Origin of the sequence: Acinetobacter haemolyticus, assembly GCF_003323815.1 — a bacterium.
Lineage (GTDB): Bacteria > Pseudomonadota > Gammaproteobacteria > Pseudomonadales > Moraxellaceae > Acinetobacter > Acinetobacter haemolyticus.
This window is the reverse complement of the sequence record NZ_CP030880.1, coordinates 3,395,818-3,412,640: the sequence shown is the minus strand read 5'-3', so window position 1 is coordinate 3,412,640 and position 16,823 is coordinate 3,395,818. Positions and strand designations below refer to the sequence as shown.

General features: G+C 42.5%; 12 protein-coding genes, 2 tRNA genes and 3 rRNA genes. 11 read left to right on the top strand and 6 right to left on the bottom strand.

What is annotated here, in order from left to right; translation table 11 throughout:
* Nucleotides 1-129: 129 nt before the first annotated feature.
* Both grpE and DS737_RS15825 read right to left on the bottom strand, forming a co-directional pair.
* Complete coding sequence (gene grpE, locus DS737_RS15830; RefSeq protein WP_005091991.1) at nucleotides 130-675, bottom strand: nucleotide exchange factor GrpE; 546 nt, start codon at nucleotides 673-675, stop codon at nucleotides 130-132.
* A 159-nt stretch (nucleotides 676-834) separates the two neighbouring features.
* On the bottom strand, nucleotides 835-1,728 hold the full coding sequence (locus tag DS737_RS15825) for a LysR family transcriptional regulator (RefSeq protein WP_017394688.1): 894 nt from the start codon (nucleotides 1,726-1,728) through the stop codon (nucleotides 835-837).
* A gap of 107 nt (nucleotides 1,729-1,835) precedes the next feature.
* Here DS737_RS15825 and DS737_RS15820 point away from each other — a divergent pair, with 107 nt between their 5' ends.
* The 11 genes from DS737_RS15820 (at nucleotide 1,836) to DS737_RS15770 (ending at nucleotide 11,967) form a co-directional block, all read left to right on the top strand.
* Complete coding sequence (locus DS737_RS15820; protein ID WP_004637354.1) at nucleotides 1,836-2,690, top strand: MBL fold metallo-hydrolase; 855 nt, start codon at nucleotides 1,836-1,838, stop codon at nucleotides 2,688-2,690.
* A 389-nt stretch (nucleotides 2,691-3,079) separates the two neighbouring features.
* Nucleotides 3,080-3,310: a hypothetical protein gene (locus DS737_RS15815; protein WP_005086115.1), complete on the top strand. Its 231-nt coding sequence runs from the start codon at nucleotides 3,080-3,082 to the stop codon at nucleotides 3,308-3,310.
* A 286-nt stretch (nucleotides 3,311-3,596) separates the two neighbouring features.
* The gene (locus DS737_RS15810; RefSeq protein WP_005086118.1) at nucleotides 3,597-3,797 is read left to right on the top strand and encodes a hypothetical protein; all 201 of its coding nucleotides are present in this window, start codon (nucleotides 3,597-3,599) and stop codon (nucleotides 3,795-3,797) included.
* A 235-nt stretch (nucleotides 3,798-4,032) separates the two neighbouring features.
* Complete coding sequence (locus DS737_RS15805) at nucleotides 4,033-5,103, top strand: alpha/beta hydrolase (RefSeq protein ID WP_174703631.1); 1,071 nt, start codon at nucleotides 4,033-4,035, stop codon at nucleotides 5,101-5,103.
* 130 nt (nucleotides 5,104-5,233) lie between these two features.
* Nucleotides 5,234-5,788: a peptidylprolyl isomerase gene (locus DS737_RS15800; RefSeq protein WP_113997930.1), complete on the top strand. Its 555-nt coding sequence runs from the start codon at nucleotides 5,234-5,236 to the stop codon at nucleotides 5,786-5,788.
* A gap of 422 nt (nucleotides 5,789-6,210) precedes the next feature.
* A 16S ribosomal RNA gene (locus tag DS737_RS15795) occupies nucleotides 6,211-7,748 on the top strand.
* A gap of 59 nt (nucleotides 7,749-7,807) precedes the next feature.
* Nucleotides 7,808-7,884, top strand: a tRNA-Ile gene (locus DS737_RS15790).
* A gap of 70 nt (nucleotides 7,885-7,954) precedes the next feature.
* Nucleotides 7,955-8,030, top strand: a tRNA-Ala gene (locus DS737_RS15785).
* A gap of 382 nt (nucleotides 8,031-8,412) precedes the next feature.
* Nucleotides 8,413-11,304: ribosomal RNA gene (locus tag DS737_RS15780) — 23S ribosomal RNA — on the top strand.
* A gap of 175 nt (nucleotides 11,305-11,479) precedes the next feature.
* Nucleotides 11,480-11,594 (top strand): 5S ribosomal RNA (rrf, locus tag DS737_RS15775).
* Together the 16S, 23S and 5S rRNA genes with 2 tRNA genes alongside form the textbook arrangement of a ribosomal RNA operon.
* A gap of 136 nt (nucleotides 11,595-11,730) precedes the next feature.
* Entirely contained in the window at nucleotides 11,731-11,967 is a 237-nt protein-coding gene (locus DS737_RS15770; RefSeq protein ID WP_004637359.1) for a hypothetical protein, read from the top strand.
* 337 nt (nucleotides 11,968-12,304) lie between these two features.
* On the opposite strand, the gene DS737_RS15765 is transcribed toward DS737_RS15770, so the two are convergent.
* From DS737_RS15765 to ileS, 4 genes are all read right to left on the bottom strand, one after another.
* Nucleotides 12,305-12,847, bottom strand: a complete 543-nt coding sequence (locus DS737_RS15765; RefSeq protein WP_113997929.1) for an NADPH-dependent FMN reductase — start codon at nucleotides 12,845-12,847, stop codon at nucleotides 12,305-12,307.
* A 106-nt stretch (nucleotides 12,848-12,953) separates the two neighbouring features.
* A complete protein-coding gene (locus tag DS737_RS15760; protein WP_004637361.1) occupies nucleotides 12,954-13,436 on the bottom strand; it encodes an FKBP-type peptidyl-prolyl cis-trans isomerase in 483 nt (160 codons plus the stop codon).
* Nucleotides 13,436-13,966 carry a signal peptidase II gene (lspA, locus tag DS737_RS15755; RefSeq protein ID WP_004637362.1) on the bottom strand — a complete coding sequence of 177 codons (531 nt, stop codon included), beginning with the start codon at nucleotides 13,964-13,966 and terminating at the stop codon, nucleotides 13,436-13,438. The genes DS737_RS15760 and lspA overlap by 1 nt, the downstream gene beginning before the upstream one ends.
* The gene (gene ileS / locus DS737_RS15750) at nucleotides 13,959-16,796 is read right to left on the bottom strand and encodes an isoleucine--tRNA ligase (RefSeq protein WP_113997928.1); all 2,838 of its coding nucleotides are present in this window, start codon (nucleotides 16,794-16,796) and stop codon (nucleotides 13,959-13,961) included. The genes lspA and ileS overlap by 8 nt, the downstream gene beginning before the upstream one ends.
* Between the last annotated feature and the right edge of the window lie 27 nt (nucleotides 16,797-16,823).

The following is a 16,823-nucleotide window of genomic DNA, read 5'->3' as shown; positions in this document are numbered from 1 at the left end:
TCAAAAGGGGATTTTCTTGTTATTCGATATGAGAGTTAATCGGTTTTTTTCAAGCATTTTTGTGAAAAAAAATCAAAAAACTCTCAAAATTTTGCATTTTTGAGCAAATAAAGGCTTTGCTCCAGAGGGTTATTGACCCACCATCACCATTGCTGGGCGAAGTAGGCGACCATTTAAGGTATAACCTTTCTGTAAAACTGTACCGATTTCATTTGCTTTGGCATTTGGATCGATACCTACAGCTTGGTGTAGATCCGCATTAAAACCATTTTGTGTATCTGCTTCTACCACCCCAAATTTTTCAAGTGTAGTGAGAAGTGATTTCAACGTTAGTTTGACACCTTCAAGCACAGGTGTTTCTTCTGCGCCAGCGGCTTGAATTGCACGTTCGAGATTATCGACAGAATCCAATAATTCTTTGGCGAACTTTTCCAGCACAGTATCTTTGTGCTTTTCAGATTCACGTTGAATACGTTCAACACTCTTTTGTGCCTCGTAAACCGCATTGGCCGTACGTGCTTTTTCGAGTTTCAAGCTTTCTTCAAGTTGGGTGATGTGCGCTTGTAAATCTTCAACGCTAAGCTCGTTAGCTTGCTCTACACCTTCAGCTTGAGTTTGTTCAGCTTGTTGCTCATTTTGAATGTCTTGAGCTTGCTCATTGTGCTCATTAGCCATTGATGATCTCCGTTTAAAAAAGTTCTCAAACATGTACAGTCCTTTTGGCGTGAATGCTCATCGGGTTAAACCTGAACTGCCACATCTTGGTCATTCATTGATACGGATGAGGTATGGGCAAGGCGACAAAATTCAAGCGTTCAGGTGAATTTAAATCTTTTAATTTTGCTGATTTAAGTAAAAATTTAAGTTTTCGATGACAAAAGCAATAAATTCTTGGGTGATTTTGGGCAAATGTTGTCTTGATGCATAGACTAACGACAAGGTGAGATCGGGTGCAGAAAAATCTGTAAATACCTGTTGCAAGCGTTGTTGAGCAATATCTTGGCGTACAAGCAAGGTCGGAAGCATGGCAATTCCTTCTGCTTTGAGACACATTTGATAGAGTGCAATCACATCATTGCTTTTAAACGTAACATTTAAAGGATAGTTCTGCGGTTGCTGATCTGTATCAAACAGAGTCCAGTATTGATTATGAGTATGATGAGCAATACAGTCATGTTGAATCAATTGGCTTGGGTGTGACAGGGGCGTGTGATCTTGTAAATAATGTGGATGCGCACAAAAGATAGACTCAATTTGACAGACGGGACGAGCAATTAAACCCTCTGCCACTTTTTGGGTAATTCGCAAAGCAAGGTCAACCTGAGCATCCATCAGATCAATTGTATTTTCAGTAAGATATACATCAAAATGAATATGGGGGTAGCGTTTTTTAAACTGTTTAATGCATTCATTCACACCGAGCTGAAATAGAAATAGACCACAAGTAAAACGAATCGTGCCACTATGCTGTTCGGGTGCAGCCAAACCTTCAAGTAACTGTTGTTGCTGTAGGATATTTTCACAATAAAGCAGCGCTTTTTCGCCCGCAGGGGTCAGTGAAACTTTACGCGTATTACGTTGAAAAAGTCGCGTTGAAAATGTGGCTTCAAGATGCTCTAAATAACGAGACACCATGGCTTTAGAATAATTTAAATGTTGCGCCGCTTTGCTGAGATTACCTTGATGAGCAATACAGACAAACACTTGGATGGCTTTTAATGTATCCATATTAATGATCATTGTTGCAAGATATGCAACATTTTATCTTAATTTAGGGTGTTTATTTGGCAATAATTGCAACGTAAAGTGTGTCTTATCAGATAGGAGACATATAAATGAACCTTAAACCTTATGCATTGGCATTGACAGCATTTGCTGTAACTTCAACAAGCTTTGCGCAAGACTTAAAAATCCAAAATTTCTTAGCAAAACCTGAACACTTTGGCGTGACTTCAACCTTGATCGAAGGTGATAAAGAAGTGTTATTGGTCAATGCGCAATTTTCTAAATCAGAAGCTTTACGAATTGCTGCAGACATTCTGGATAGCGGTAAAACCTTAAAAACGATTTTCGTGAGTTATGGTGATCCAGATTTTTACTTTGGTTTAGATGTCTTTAAGCAATATTTTCCAAATGTTCAGATTGTTGCGACACCAGAAACGGTAAAGCATATTCAAGATACACAAGCACTAAAAGTAGCGTATTGGGGACCAAAGATGGGAGCCAATGCGCCGAGCAAAATTATTGTTCCGCAGCCTTATACGGCTAAAACTTTAAAATTCGAAAATGAAAATATCGAAATCAAGGGTAAAAAGGAACTGACTTATTTGTGGATTCCAAGTGCTAAAGCTGTTGTTGGTGGGATTCCTGTCTCGTCAGGTATTCATTTATGGATGGCGGATACACCCAATACGAAAGATCGTAATGAAGTCGTACAAACTTTAGAAAATATTAAGGCATTAAATCCTCAAGTGGTTGTGCCTGCACATATGAAAGCGGGTGCTGCTGAAGGTTTAGACGCAGTTAATTTTTCAATCGATTATCTAAAGCAATATGAAAAAGCAGTGAAAGCCAGCAAAAATTCGGCTGAGTTAATTCAAATGATGCAAAAACAATATCCAGCTTTAGGTGAGTCAAGTAGCCTTGAGTTAGGAGCTAAAGTAGTTAAAGGTGAAATGCAGTGGCCTTAATCTAGTGCTCAAGATCAAAAAAGTCGTGGTTTTCCACGGCTTTTTTTATTTGCGCTACATTTATTTTTAATCAGAATTACGCAATTGTAAGCTTATGAGAGGATTGTGCGGTGTTTCTATGAATTATAAAAACATAAGCTGATCATATTATTGGGTTATTCAAAATGCACCCAAATTGATTAAGTAATTAAATTATTGGTGATTTGTGGTGAACATTTAAAAGTATTAGAGCGTGAATAATAAAGTGAACTGATTTAATAAAAATTGCAAAAACATCCTGCATAAATAACAAACTGCAACTAATCCTCATCACGTTCTAGAAAAAAATTGTGAATCATAGGCAACGCAAAGACAACTTTGCTTTTTGTCATAATGAAAGGAAATACGTAATGAAAAAGTTAGCATTGATTTCTATGGTGGTATCTGGTGTTGCATTAACGGCAGTAGGTTGCTCAACTCAAGGTGGTCTAGAGGCATCAGGTTCAGCGCAAACAAGTGCAAGTCCAACGGGTGTTCAAGGTGGCGTTGGTATTCAAGCGGATACATCTATGGGCGTTGATCATAGCGGTGCATCGGCAGATGTATCTGGCGCAGTAGATGCTGAGGCTTCAGCGCAGTAATTTATCATGACCTTTAAACACAATAGATCATCACATTGATGCCAATAGATCGATCGAATCATATACTGCTATATATGCTGTGTTAGAGGTACTGAGTAAATTGAAAAAACTAGAATCATTGGCTTGATTCTAGTTTTTTGTTGTGGTGATTTAGCGTTTTATCAAACTGCGAAATTTGCCAAACTGACAATAAATAAATCCAATCCGGTCTATACACTCATACTTAAAATCGTAATGATGAGGATGTGCAACAAAAGTGCACATAGAAAATAGTAAAGGAAAAAATATGAAGCAATTTGCTCTAGTCTCTGTGTTAAGTCTAATGGTCATCAGCATGATTGGCTGTGTTTCTGTTGAAGCAACAGGTTCAACCAATGTTGGAGTTGGTTCTCATGGTGTTCAAACAGGAGGGGGCGTCAAAGCGCAGGTTCAACCTGGACAAGTTGGTGTTAATATTTCAGGTTCAGCTGCAGCAGGCCGAAAATAAAATTGTGTATATAAAACTCAAAAGTATTGAATATTCACTTTTGAGTTTTGTTTCAAATACGTCATAGATTAATCAATTGGCCTAAATAATGATCATGGATAAGCATAATGGTTAATGACTTTTGAAAACCAACACTATAGCGTACAAAATATTTTTAAATTCTTGATCTATCGCTTTGGATAAGCATATAGTCGAGAGGAAAAGAACGATGGATAGCGTAAGAAGGGGACAAAAAGTGACGGCATTACCTCAAAAAATACAAACCATTTTAGATCATGGACAAGGTCCTGCTGCACGAGCACTCGATAAGTTACCTACATTTGTACAAGAGTCTTTAGCTAAAATTTTAGGTTACCCACACCAATATCCTGATTTGGATGCATTTACCAAATGTTTGATGGCTGTTCAAATTAAACAAGGGCGCATTGGTTTTATTGGTGATGATCCGATTGAATCTCGACGCCAATTTGATGCGCAGATGCTCGCGATACTTAATAAATCGACATTTATTGAATCTGTTGAAGATATTCGTTTACCTTTGCAAAGCGGTACAGTTTTCGCAAGACATTATCATCCAGCACCCAATAAGAAACTACCGATGATCGTGTTCTATCATGGTGGTGGTTTTGTTGTCGGTGGTTTGGATACGCATGATGAAGCATGTCGCCTCATTGCCAAATATGCGAAAGTTCAGGTCATGAGTATTGATTATCCGCTTGCTCCAGAAGTTTCACCTAAACTGCTTATTCAATCATGTGAAGATGCTTTAGCATGGGTATATCAAAATCGCCGTCAGTTAAAGATCTATAAAAATCGTATTGCGGTCGCGGGGGATAGTGCTGGCGGAAATATTAGTACAGTTGTTGCACAGCATTCAGTGGGTAAGGCCTATGCGCCTCAAGCACAGTTACTAATCTATCCTGTGGTTGATTTTAAAAGTAGACACCCATCATTTTATGCTTATGGTGAAGGTTTAGTCTTGACCAGTAAAGATGTGGATTATGTGACAGCGTATTATGCCACCCAACATAATGTTGCTTTGGATAACCCATTAATTTCTCCAACCTATGGTGGTTTAAGAAAACTTGCACCTGCTTATGTGATCACAGCAGGGCATGATTTACTTCATGATGAAGGTGAAATTTATAGTCATAAACTTAGACAAAATGGCGTTAAAGTGAAATATATTGATTATCCAGACCAAACACATGGCTTTATCAACTTAACGCCTATTTCAACCAAAGCAAGACGCAATACCGTCGAAATTGCACGGAACTTTAGAAAGTTCTGGGACAAACACAGTTAAGCCGCCACGTACTGTAGTGCTATGTTTCACGTGGAACATGGCACTTAACAAATAAAAATAGTAAAGACCGATATGTAAAACTAAAATTAGGCTTCACGGTTAATTCTATTCTTAGACTGAGAATATAAAGATGAAAAAGTTATTTATTACGGCTAGTTTATTACTCGCAAGCAGCCATTTATTTGCAAATACCATGGTTGAAATGAAAACGAGTATGGGGAATATCGAAATTGAGCTTTTTGATGATAAAGCACCAGTTTCGGCAAAAAACTTTGAAAGTTATGTAAAAAGCAATTTTTACGCAGGGACGATTTTCCATCGTGTGATTCCTGGCTTTATGGTTCAGGGCGGTGGCTTAGATGCCAATATGGTAGAAAAGACAACCAAAGCACCAATCGTAAACGAAGCAGGCAATGGTTTGAAAAATACACGTGGTACTTTAGCAATGGCGCGTACGCGAGATCCAAACTCTGCTACAAGCCAATTTTTCATTAATGTTGTAGATAATAGTTTTCTAAACCGATCTGCAATGGATGCAGGTTATGCTGTTTTCGGTAAAGTGACCAAAGGTATGGAGGTTGTTGATAAAATCGTGAGTGTGCCTACGGGTAATCAGGGATTGCATCAAAATGTACCTAAACAACCTGTTAAAATCATTAGCGTTCAAATAAAGAGCAAAAAATAGAAAAGTGAAGCAGAAATATAAATAAAGTATTTCTGCTTTTATTTCATATGCTTGCTATCGATTTTAAATAGTTTGAATTGATTTTGTGCACAAAAAAAGAACACTCAATAAAACAAGGGATTAAAAAAGCTTGCATGCCTTTAAAAAACTCCTATAATGCACCTCATCCCGACGCGATACACGAAAATATCTTAGCTTACAGGGTTAAGATGATAGGTAGTGTTTTGCGTTAATTTTTTGCTGACGAAGTAAGAAATTAATCATTAAGAGAATAGAAGAACAACTTGTGTGGATTTTTACTGGTTGATCAATCGAAAATATTTCATTGATTGAATGGTAGAAATTACTCGAAGTTTATTTGAGAAATTAATGTCAGAAAATTGATGAGCCAAGATTTGTAGCCATAAGCTACTAATGATTTTAAACTGAAGAGTTTGATCATGGCTCAGATTGAACGCTGGCGGCAGGCTTAACACATGCAAGTCGAGCGGGGAAGTGTAGCTTGCTACATTACCTAGCGGCGGACGGGTGAGTAATGCTTAGGAATCTGCCTATTAGTGGGGGACAACATTCCGAAAGGAATGCTAATACCGCATACGTCCTACGGGAGAAAGCAGGGGATCTTCGGACCTTGCGCTAATAGATGAGCCTAAGTCGGATTAGCTAGTTGGTGGGGTAAAGGCCTACCAAGGCGACGATCTGTAGCGGGTCTGAGAGGATGATCCGCCACACTGGGACTGAGACACGGCCCAGACTCCTACGGGAGGCAGCAGTGGGGAATATTGGACAATGGGCGGAAGCCTGATCCAGCCATGCCGCGTGTGTGAAGAAGGCCTTTTGGTTGTAAAGCACTTTAAGCGAGGAGGAGGCTACTCTAGTTAATACCTAGAGATAGTGGACGTTACTCGCAGAATAAGCACCGGCTAACTCTGTGCCAGCAGCCGCGGTAATACAGAGGGTGCGAGCGTTAATCGGATTTACTGGGCGTAAAGCGTGCGTAGGCGGCTGATTAAGTCGGATGTGAAATCCCTGAGCTTAACTTAGGAATTGCATTCGATACTGGTCAGCTAGAGTATGGGAGAGGATGGTAGAATTCCAGGTGTAGCGGTGAAATGCGTAGAGATCTGGAGGAATACCGATGGCGAAGGCAGCCATCTGGCCTAATACTGACGCTGAGGTACGAAAGCATGGGGAGCAAACAGGATTAGATACCCTGGTAGTCCATGCCGTAAACGATGTCTACTAGCCGTTGGGGCCTTTGAGGCTTTAGTGGCGCAGCTAACGCGATAAGTAGACCGCCTGGGGAGTACGGTCGCAAGACTAAAACTCAAATGAATTGACGGGGGCCCGCACAAGCGGTGGAGCATGTGGTTTAATTCGATGCAACGCGAAGAACCTTACCTGGTCTTGACATAGTAAGAACTTTCCAGAGATGGATTGGTACCTTCGGGAACTTACATACAGGTGCTGCATGGCTGTCGTCAGCTCGTGTCGTGAGATGTTGGGTTAAGTCCCGCAACGAGCGCAACCCTTTTCCTTATTTGCCAGCGGGTTAAGCCGGGAACTTTAAGGATACTGCCAGTGACAAACTGGAGGAAGGCGGGGACGACGTCAAGTCATCATGGCCCTTACGACCAGGGCTACACACGTGCTACAATGGTCGGTACAAAGGGTTGCTACCTAGCGATAGGATGCTAATCTCAAAAAGCCGATCGTAGTCCGGATTGGAGTCTGCAACTCGACTCCATGAAGTCGGAATCGCTAGTAATCGCGGATCAGAATGCCGCGGTGAATACGTTCCCGGGCCTTGTACACACCGCCCGTCACACCATGGGAGTTTGTTGCACCAGAAGTAGGTAGTCTAACCGTAAGGAGGACGCTTACCACGGTGTGGCCGATGACTGGGGTGAAGTCGTAACAAGGTAGCCGTAGGGGAACCTGCGGCTGGATCACCTCCTTAACGAAAGATTGATGGCCGGTAAGAATCCACAACAAGTTGTTCTTCGAAGATGTATCTGAGGGTCTGTAGCTCAGTTGGTTAGAGCACACGCTTGATAAGCGTGGGGTCACAAGTTCAAGTCTTGTCAGACCCACCACTACTGACGAAGTGATGAATAATCACAAGCTGCTAGATGAGAAGATATATCGTTCATTATGATTAAAGCTGGGGACTTAGCTTAGTTGGTAGAGCGCCTGCTTTGCACGCAGGAGGTCAGGAGTTCGACTCTCCTAGTCTCCACCACGTACTTTACGAAGTACGAGCTAAAGTAAATTATAGAAATTAATAAATATCTAAATAAATCAAAAGAGATTTTGATTTGAGTTTATTAACTTCTGTGATTTATCACAGTTTACTGCAAGCTGACGAGGCTGTAGTTAATCATTAACAGATTAGTAGAATTGAGTCTGAAATAAATTGTTCACTCAATTCATTCGAAAGAATGAAATTGAGAACTAGCAAAAACACTGAATCAAGCGTTTTGGTATATGAATTTAGATTGAAGCTGTACGGTGCTTAAGTGCACGAGGCAACAAACTGGATGAGAGCGATGTGAGTTGAAAAACAAACATAGCAATCTGTCCTAACCTTACTTGTAAGGGTTAGCGACTGTTTGGGGTTGTATAGTCAAGTAATTAAGTGCATGTGGTGGATGCCTTGGCAGTCAGAGGCGATGAAAGACGTGATAGCCTGCGAAAAGCTCCGGGGAGGCGGCAAATATCCTTTGATCCGGAGATATCTGAATGGGGGAACCCACCCGCTATAAGGCGGGTATCATAAGCTGAATACATAGGCTTATGAAGCGAACGAGGGGAAGTGAAACATCTCAGTACCCTTAGGAAAAGAAATCAATTGAGATTCCCTTAGTAGCGGCGAGCGAACGGGGATCAGCCCATTAAGTTGTGTGTGTTCTAGTGGAACGCTCTGGGAAGTGCGAACGTAGAGGGTGATATTCCCGTACACGAAAGGGCACACACAATGATGACGAGTAGGGCGAGGCACGTGAAACCTTGTCTGAATATGGGGGGACCATCCTCCAAGGCTAAATACTCCTGACTGACCGATAGTGAACCAGTACCGTGAGGGAAAGGCGAAAAGAACCCCTGTGAGGGGAGTGAAATAGATCCTGAAACCGCATGCATACAAGCAGTGGGAGCACCTTCGTGGTGTGACTGCGTACCTTTTGTATAATGGGTCAGCGACTTATATTCAGTAGCGAGGTTAACCGCATAGGGGAGCCGTAGAGAAATCGAGTCTTAATAGGGCGTATAGTTGCTGGGTATAGACCCGAAACCAGGCGATCTATCCATGAGCAGGTTGAAGGTTGGGTAACACTAACTGGAGGACCGAACCCACTGTCGTTGAAAAGCCAGGGGATGACTTGTGGATAGGGGTGAAAGGCTAATCAAGCCTGGTGATAGCTGGTTCTCCCCGAAAGCTATTTAGGTAGCGCCTCGGACGAATACCATTGGGGGTAGAGCACTGTTTCGGCTAGGGGGTCATCCCGACTTACCAAACCGATGCAAACTCCGAATACCAATGAGTACTATCCGGGAGACAGACTGCGGGTGCTAACGTCCGTAGTCAAGAGGAAAACAATCCAGACCGCCAGCTAAGGCCCCAAAATCATAGTTAAGTGGGAAACGATGTGGGAAGGCATAGACAGCTAGGAGGTTGGCTTAGAAGCAGCCACCCTTTAAAGAAAGCGTAATAGCTCACTAGTCGAGTCGGCCTGCGCGGAAGATGTAACGGGGCTAAAACTATGTGCCGAAGCTGCGGATTTGACTTTAAGTCAAGTGGTAGGGGAGCGTTCTGTAAGCCGATGAAGGTGTATTGAGAAGTATGCTGGAGGTATCAGAAGTGCGAATGCTGACGTGAGTAACGACAAAACGGGTGAAAAACCCGTTCGCTGAAAGACCAAGGGTTCCAGTCCAACGTTAATCGGGGCTGGGTGAGTCGACCCCTAAGGCGAGGCCGAGAGGCGTAGTCGATGGGAAATTGGTTAATATTCCAATACTTCTGTGTAATGCGATGAGAGGACGGAGAAGGTTAAGTCAGCCTGGCGTTGGTTGTCCAGGTGGAAGACAGTAGGCATGCATCTTAGGCAAATCCGGGGTGCTCTATGCTGAGAGTCGATAGCAAGCTGTACTTGTACAGTGAAGTGGCTGATACCATGCTTCCAGGAAAAGTCTCTAAGCTTCAGTTACACAGGAATCGTACCCGAAACCGACACAGGTGGTCAGGTCGAGTAGACCAAAGCGCTTGAGAGAACTCTGCTGAAGGAACTAGGCAAAATGGTACCGTAACTTCGGGAGAAGGTACGCTGCTGACGGTGATGGGACTTGCTCCCTGAGCTATTGGCAGCCACAGAAACCAGGCCGCTGCAACTGTTTATTAAAAACATAGCACTCTGCAAACACGAAAGTGGACGTATAGGGTGTGATGCCTGCCCGGTGCTGGAAGGTTAATTGATGGGGTTAGCGTAAGCGAAGCTCTTGATCGAAGCCCCAGTAAACGGCGGCCGTAACTATAACGGTCCTAAGGTAGCGAAATTCCTTGTCGGGTAAGTTCCGACCTGCACGAATGGCATAATGATGGCGGCGCTGTCTCCAGCAGAGGCTCAGTGAAATCGAAATCGCTGTGAAGATGCAGTGTACCCGCGGCTAGACGGAAAGACCCCGTGAACCTTTACTGCAGCTTGACATTGAACTTTGACCTTACTTGTGTAGGATAGGTGGGAGGCTTTGAAGTTGGAACGCTAGTTCCAATGGAGCCGTCCTTGAAATACCACCCTGGTAATGTTGAGGTTCTAACTCTGTCCCGTTATCCGGGACGAGGACCATGTCTGGTGGGTAGTTTGACTGGGGCGGTCTCCTCCTAAAGAGTAACGGAGGAGTACGAAGGTGCGCTCAGCGTGGTCGGAAATCACGCGTAGAGTATAAAGGCAAAAGCGCGCTTAACTGCGAGACCCACAAGTCGAGCAGGTACGAAAGTAGGTCTTAGTGATCCGGTGGTTCTGTATGGAAGGGCCATCGCTCAACGGATAAAAGGTACTCTGGGGATAACAGGCTGATACCGCCCAAGAGTTCATATCGACGGCGGTGTTTGGCACCTCGATGTCGGCTCATCTCATCCTGGGGCTGAAGCAGGTCCCAAGGGTATGGCTGTTCGCCATTTAAAGAGGTACGCGAGCTGGGTTTAGAACGTCGTGAGACAGTTCGGTCCCTATCTACCGTGGGCGCTGGAAATTTGAGAGGATCTGCTCCTAGTACGAGAGGACCAGAGTGGACGAACCTCTGGTGTACCGGTTGTGACGCCAGTCGCATCGCCGGGTAGCTATGTTCGGAAGGGATAACCGCTGAAAGCATCTAAGCGGGAAGCCTACCTCAAGATAAGATTTCCCTAGGAATTTATTCCTCTAAAGAGCCGTTCGAGACTAGGACGTTGATAGGTTGGGTGTGGAAGCACGGTGACGTGTGAAGCTGACCAATACTAATTGCTCGTGAGGCTTGACTATACAACACCCAAACAGTTGTTGTATTCAAGATAAATTCAATACATAACTTGATTTAGTGTCAAAACTAGTTACAATACGACTCGATTAACTAATCCGTTAATAACTCTTTCGGTACTAAGTGGCATGAACTTAATAATAAGTTCAAAAGTAAGACCACCCAAAGCCAAAACAGTTTGCTGGCGACAATAGCAAGAGTGAACCACCTGATCCCTTCCCGAACTCAGAAGTGAAACCTCTTCGCGCTGATGGTAGTGTGGCACTTGCCATGTGAGAGTAAGTCATCGCCAGCTTTTAAATTCAAACACCCCCAACCTAACCGTTGGGGGTGTTTTTTATTGTGATTAAAAAATAACTAAAAGGTAATAGAAATTGAAAAGACTTATGTGGCATCGTGTTTAACTAATTTGAAACGTATAGAGATTTTGCATGTCTAATCAATATAATGGAAAAAAGCTGTATACATATATGAGTGCTAGTCAGGCCATTTATGAAGTAAGGGGCAATAAAATTTATAAATGCATAAACCTATTTCAGCCAGTTTATGAAATAAAGGATAATGAAATCTATCCATATATGGATTTAGTACAGGCGGAGTTTGAAATAAGAGGAAATAAAATTTATCAATATAATGATATGTATCAACCAATTTATGAGATTCGATAAATTGAGATTCGATATATATTATTTATTGATATTACGTACTATATGGAATTAGCTGTTTCTCTATTCCTAGAAGATGATGATGAAGAAGGTCTGATTTAATAGTAAATATTGATGATCTTAAAGCTTTAATGTCGCTATATAAAAAAAAGCCCCATCATCCTGACGGGGCTTCTTCATATTCAGTTTATTGTTGTTTACTTCCTATAAACAACCACTTCCTGTGGGTCTTGTTATTTTCAATGAGACTTCCTGTCTCTGTATGATTTGTATATTAAGATGAATCAGAGGCGTTGTATATTCGTCAATCTCCCCGATCCATGTACGTTCAGACTTACAGCTAAGCTGAACGATATTTCTCTAATTTCTCAAGCATTGCTTTCAAACCCTTCACCTCAAATTCATTTGCTTCAAAGGTTTGTTCTTTATTGCGTTTGAAGATATCCCGAATTTCTAAGGTCGCATTGGAATCAATCAAGCCAAGTTGTGTACCCACTTGACGGATCTGGTCAATCGAACGAGAGCCATTGGTTGAGCCATAACCGATGTAAGCAGCAGGTTTACCTTGCCATTCCTTACCTAAGTAATCCAATGCATTCTTCAGAGCTGGGCTATAACCATGATTGTATTCAGGACTAATCAAGATAAAAGCATCAGCAGTTGCAATTTTATCCGCCCACGCTTGTTGCTTTGGCTGATCATAGATGCCTGAAGCTGGCGGATGAGCGCCCGCAAAAATAGGCAGATCCCATTCTTTTAAGTCTACGATTTCTGTTTGAATATTATTTAACGCGAGTTCAGAAGTTGCTTGCTGTACCCAGTTTGCGACTTTAATTGCAGTTCGTCCTTCGCGTACACTACCGACAATAATATAAATGAGCATTTTTAATCCTATATTGTTTGAGTTGAAGTTTTGAAAATGAATTGTTGAATATGATCTTATACTTTTCTTTAGGGATAAAAAAAGCTCTCATTTGAGAGCTTTTATGTTACATCAGTTTAATGCCTTGCTGACCCGCAGGGGTAACTTTGAAAATTTCCACTTCAAAGGTGATATTCTTACCTGCCAATGGATGATTAAAGTCGATTTCAGTAATGTCCTCATTGACTGATTTAACGATGCCAAACAAAGTTGCTTTGGCCTTATCTTCAAATTCAATCATGTGACCAACAATAGGACGTTGCTCAAATTTCACCGTATCAAAACTTTGAACATTTTCAGGGTTCCAAGGACCAAAAGCATCTTCTGGTGGCAAATGTACGGTACGGCGATCACCTGCACGTAAACCAAATAAAGCCTTTTCAAAGCCCGGAAGTAAATTTCCATCACCAATCACTAAAGTGACTGGTTCTTCACGACCGCGGGTATTGTCGATTTCAACACCATTTTCAATCGATACTGAAAAATGCAAATCAACTTTTGAGCCGTCTTGAATACGGATTTCTTCGTTTGGTTCGATAATGTCAGTCATTATACATCCGCCTTTTGGTTACGTTTCTTCTCTAAGAAGAAGGTGTCAATGAGAAGCAAAATCGTACCTAAGGTAATGGCACTGTCTGCGAGGTTGAAGGCAGGGAAATGACTATTCTGATAATAGACATGGATAAAATCGACAACATAACCCAGACTGACGCGATCAATCAAATTACCAACTGCACCGCCTAAAATCAAAGCAATCGCCATAGGTAAAATAATCATTTTCTTAGGCATACGCATGAGCCAAAATACAAAAATGATCGAAACAATTGCTGCAAGTGAGGTGAAGAAGTAGCGTTGCCATCCGCCTGCATCAGATAAAAAGCTAAATGCGGCACCGTAATTATGCAACAAGGTCCAATTGAGAAAAGGCAATACGGGTACAGGATCTGCATAGTTTAAATGTGAGCTTGCGATCCATTTTGTCCATTGATCCAACACAATGGCAAGGACTGAAAGTCCAAGCCACAGCAAGTTATGAGGATAGAATTGGAACAAGCCTTGTTTTGCTTGTGAATTAGGCATACTTTCTCACTTCGCCACTGCCAGTGACGTTGACAATACAACGCGCGCATAAACCCGCATGACCTTCATGTGTATTTACGTCTGGTAATACATGCCAGCAACGTACACATTTTTCACCATCCGCAGCTGAGACCTTCACACGTAAACCTTCAAGGTCAGTGCTTTCGCCTTGTTCTGCATAAGGGTGGACGATGACTTGAGAGGTAATCAAGACAAAACGTAATTCGTCAGCCAGTTGGTTTAGCAGTTTTTGTAACGCTTCATCCGCCCAAAGTTCGACTTTGGCAGATAAGTTACTGCCGATCAGTTTAGCGTTACGTGCTGCTTCGATCTGTTTATTTACTGCTGATTTTACGCTAATCAATGTTTGCCAATCTGCTTCAGAAAGCAAGTTTGCTGTTGATGCAGTTGGGATATCGTACCATTCAGCCGTAAATACATATTTATCTGTTTGTTCAGGAATCAATGGCCAAGCTTCTTGAGCGGTAAAGCTTAGAATTGGTGACATCCAACGAACGAAAGCTTGTACCAAATGATACAGCGCAGTTTGTGCTGAACGACGCGCTTGTGAGTCCGCTTTTGTTGTGTATTGACGGTCTTTGATGATGTCGAGATAGAAACCACCTAAGTCATTGATACAGAAATTGGTCAATGCGTTAGTGACAATGTGGAAGTTCATCTCTTCATAGGCTTGCTGAATGGTTTTTTGTACTTCAGCCGCACGTTGTAAAATGTACTGATCCAATGCAATCAGTTCATCTACAAGTAATGCATCGGTTGATGGTTTAAAACCATTTAAATTCGCCAATAAGAAACGTAGGGTATTACGGATACGACGATAACCATCAGATGCACGGCTAAAGATCTCTTTACCTGCGGTCATTTCATAGCGATAGTCAGCCGAAGCGATCCAGAAGCGTAAGCCATCTGCACCCATATCTTTGATGATATCTTGTGGCGTGATGATGTTGCCTAATGATTTAGACATTTTACGACCTTTCTCATCTACGACGAAGCCGTGTGTGAGTAAGCCTTTATAAGGTGCACGTTCATTGATTGCAATTGAAGTTAACAAAGACGATTGGAACCAGCCACGGTGTTGGTCTGAACCCTCAAGGTATAGATCAGCAGGGTCTTGCAACTCTTCACGTTCACGCAATACTGCGTAGTGTGTGGTTCCTGAGTCGAACCAAACGTCTAAGGTATCGCGAACAGCATTGTATTGTTCGGCATCAGCACCAATGAAGTCGCTGGCATCACGGTTATACCAAGCATCAATCCCTTCTTGCTCAATCAGTTGGGCAACTTTTTCGATTAATTCAGGTGTACGTGGGTGTAACGCATTGGTATCTTTGTGTACAAAGAATGGGATTGGTACACCCCAAGTACGTTGACGAGAAATACACCAATCTGGACGGCCTTCAATCATCGATTGGATACGGTTTTTACCCCAATCTGGGACAAATTCGATGTCATTTTCAATCGCATTTAATGCAGTTTGACGCAAGCCTTTGGCATCCATGCTGATAAACCATTGCGGTGTCGCACGGAAGATGATTGGCGTTTTATGACGCCAGCAATGTGGGTAGCTGTGTTTGATCGGTTGATGCGCCCACAAACGACCTGTTGCTCCCAATGCTTCGATAATTTTTGGATTGGCTTTATAGATGTGCTCGCCAGCAAAAATCGGTGCTGTTGGTAAATATACACCATTGCCACCGACTGGATTATCCACTTTTAGGTTGTACTGTAGGCCAACCTTATAGTCGTCCACACCATGGCCCGGTGCGGTATGTACGGCACCTGTACCACTGGTTGCGATGACATGTTCACCGACGATCACAGGGACTTGGCGATCTGTAATCAACGGATGTTGTAATAATAGGTTTTCGATGACAGCGCCTTTAAAATCAGCCAGTACGACTGGATTTTCAAGCTTGTAACGTTCGATGGCAGATTCCACTAGATCTTTAGCAAGAATGAAGTTTTGCGCACCACGATCGTTCTGAATTTGAACAAGTTGGTAGTCAATGTCGGCATGTACAGCAACTGCTTGGTTGGCAGGTAGTGTCCATGGCGTGGTCGTCCAGATCACGATATCCGTTACATCTTGAACATCAACACTTAGGCGTGCGCTTAAATCTTTGAGATCAACAACGGTGAAGCCAACGTCAATTGCATCTGATTTTTTATCTTCGTATTCAACTTCGGCTTCAGCCAGTGCAGAACCACAGTCCAAACACCAGTTCACAGGTTTTAAGCCCGGTTCAATATGACCAGCTTTAGCAATCGCACCAAGCGAGCGAACGATGTCCGCTTCTTGTTGAAAGTTCATGGTCAGATACGGATTGTCCCAGTCACCAAATACACCCATACGCACGAAGTCTTTCTTTTGTAATTCAACTTGTGTGTAAGCGTATTCACGGCAGGCTTTACGGAACGTTGATGCGTCTACTTTCACGCCAACTTTACCGACTTTTTCTTCCACTTTAAGTTCGATTGGCAGACCATGACAGTCCCAACCTGGTACATAAGGTGCATCGAAGCCATCCAATACACGGCTTTTAATAATAATGTCCTTGAGGACTTTATTGACCGCATGACCTAAATGGATTTGTCCATTGGCATATGGAGGACCGTCATGTAGCACGTATTTCTTCTTGCCAATACGCGATGCGCGAATCTGCTGATAAATGTTGTCGGCATACCACTCTTCTAACCATTTGGCTTCACGCACAGCCAAATTTGCTTTCATCGCAAATTCAGTATGAGGTAAATTGAGTGTGGCTTTATAATCCACTGCATTTTCAGGAGTTTGCTTATCGCTCATGCAAGTTTTCTTCCAGTTTGATCAGTG

Bases quoted from the DNA above. Each gene is read 5' to 3' on its own strand.
- DS737_RS15825 (WP_017394688.1), bottom strand. From the start codon at position 1,728: ATGGATACATTAAAAGCCATCCAAGTGTTTGTCTGTATTGCTCATCAA.
- DS737_RS15815 (WP_005086115.1), top strand. From the start codon at position 3,080: ATGAAAAAGTTAGCATTGATTTCTATGGTGGTATCTGGTGTTGCATTA.
- grpE (WP_005091991.1), bottom strand. From the start codon at position 675: ATGGCTAATGAGCACAATGAGCAAGCTCAAGACATTCAAAATGAGCAA.
- DS737_RS15810 (WP_005086118.1), top strand. From the start codon at position 3,597: ATGAAGCAATTTGCTCTAGTCTCTGTGTTAAGTCTAATGGTCATCAGC.
- DS737_RS15800 (WP_113997930.1), top strand. From the start codon at position 5,234: ATGAAAAAGTTATTTATTACGGCTAGTTTATTACTCGCAAGCAGCCAT.
- DS737_RS15760 (WP_004637361.1), bottom strand. From the start codon at position 13,436: ATGACTGACATTATCGAACCAAACGAAGAAATCCGTATTCAAGACGGC.
- DS737_RS15765 (WP_113997929.1), bottom strand. From the start codon at position 12,847: ATGCTCATTTATATTATTGTCGGTAGTGTACGCGAAGGACGAACTGCA.
- ileS (WP_113997928.1), bottom strand. From the start codon at position 16,796: ATGAGCGATAAGCAAACTCCTGAAAATGCAGTGGATTATAAAGCCACA.
- DS737_RS15770 (WP_004637359.1), top strand. From the start codon at position 11,731: ATGTCTAATCAATATAATGGAAAAAAGCTGTATACATATATGAGTGCT.
- DS737_RS15820 (WP_004637354.1), top strand. From the start codon at position 1,836: ATGAACCTTAAACCTTATGCATTGGCATTGACAGCATTTGCTGTAACT.
- lspA (WP_004637362.1), bottom strand. From the start codon at position 13,966: ATGCCTAATTCACAAGCAAAACAAGGCTTGTTCCAATTCTATCCTCAT.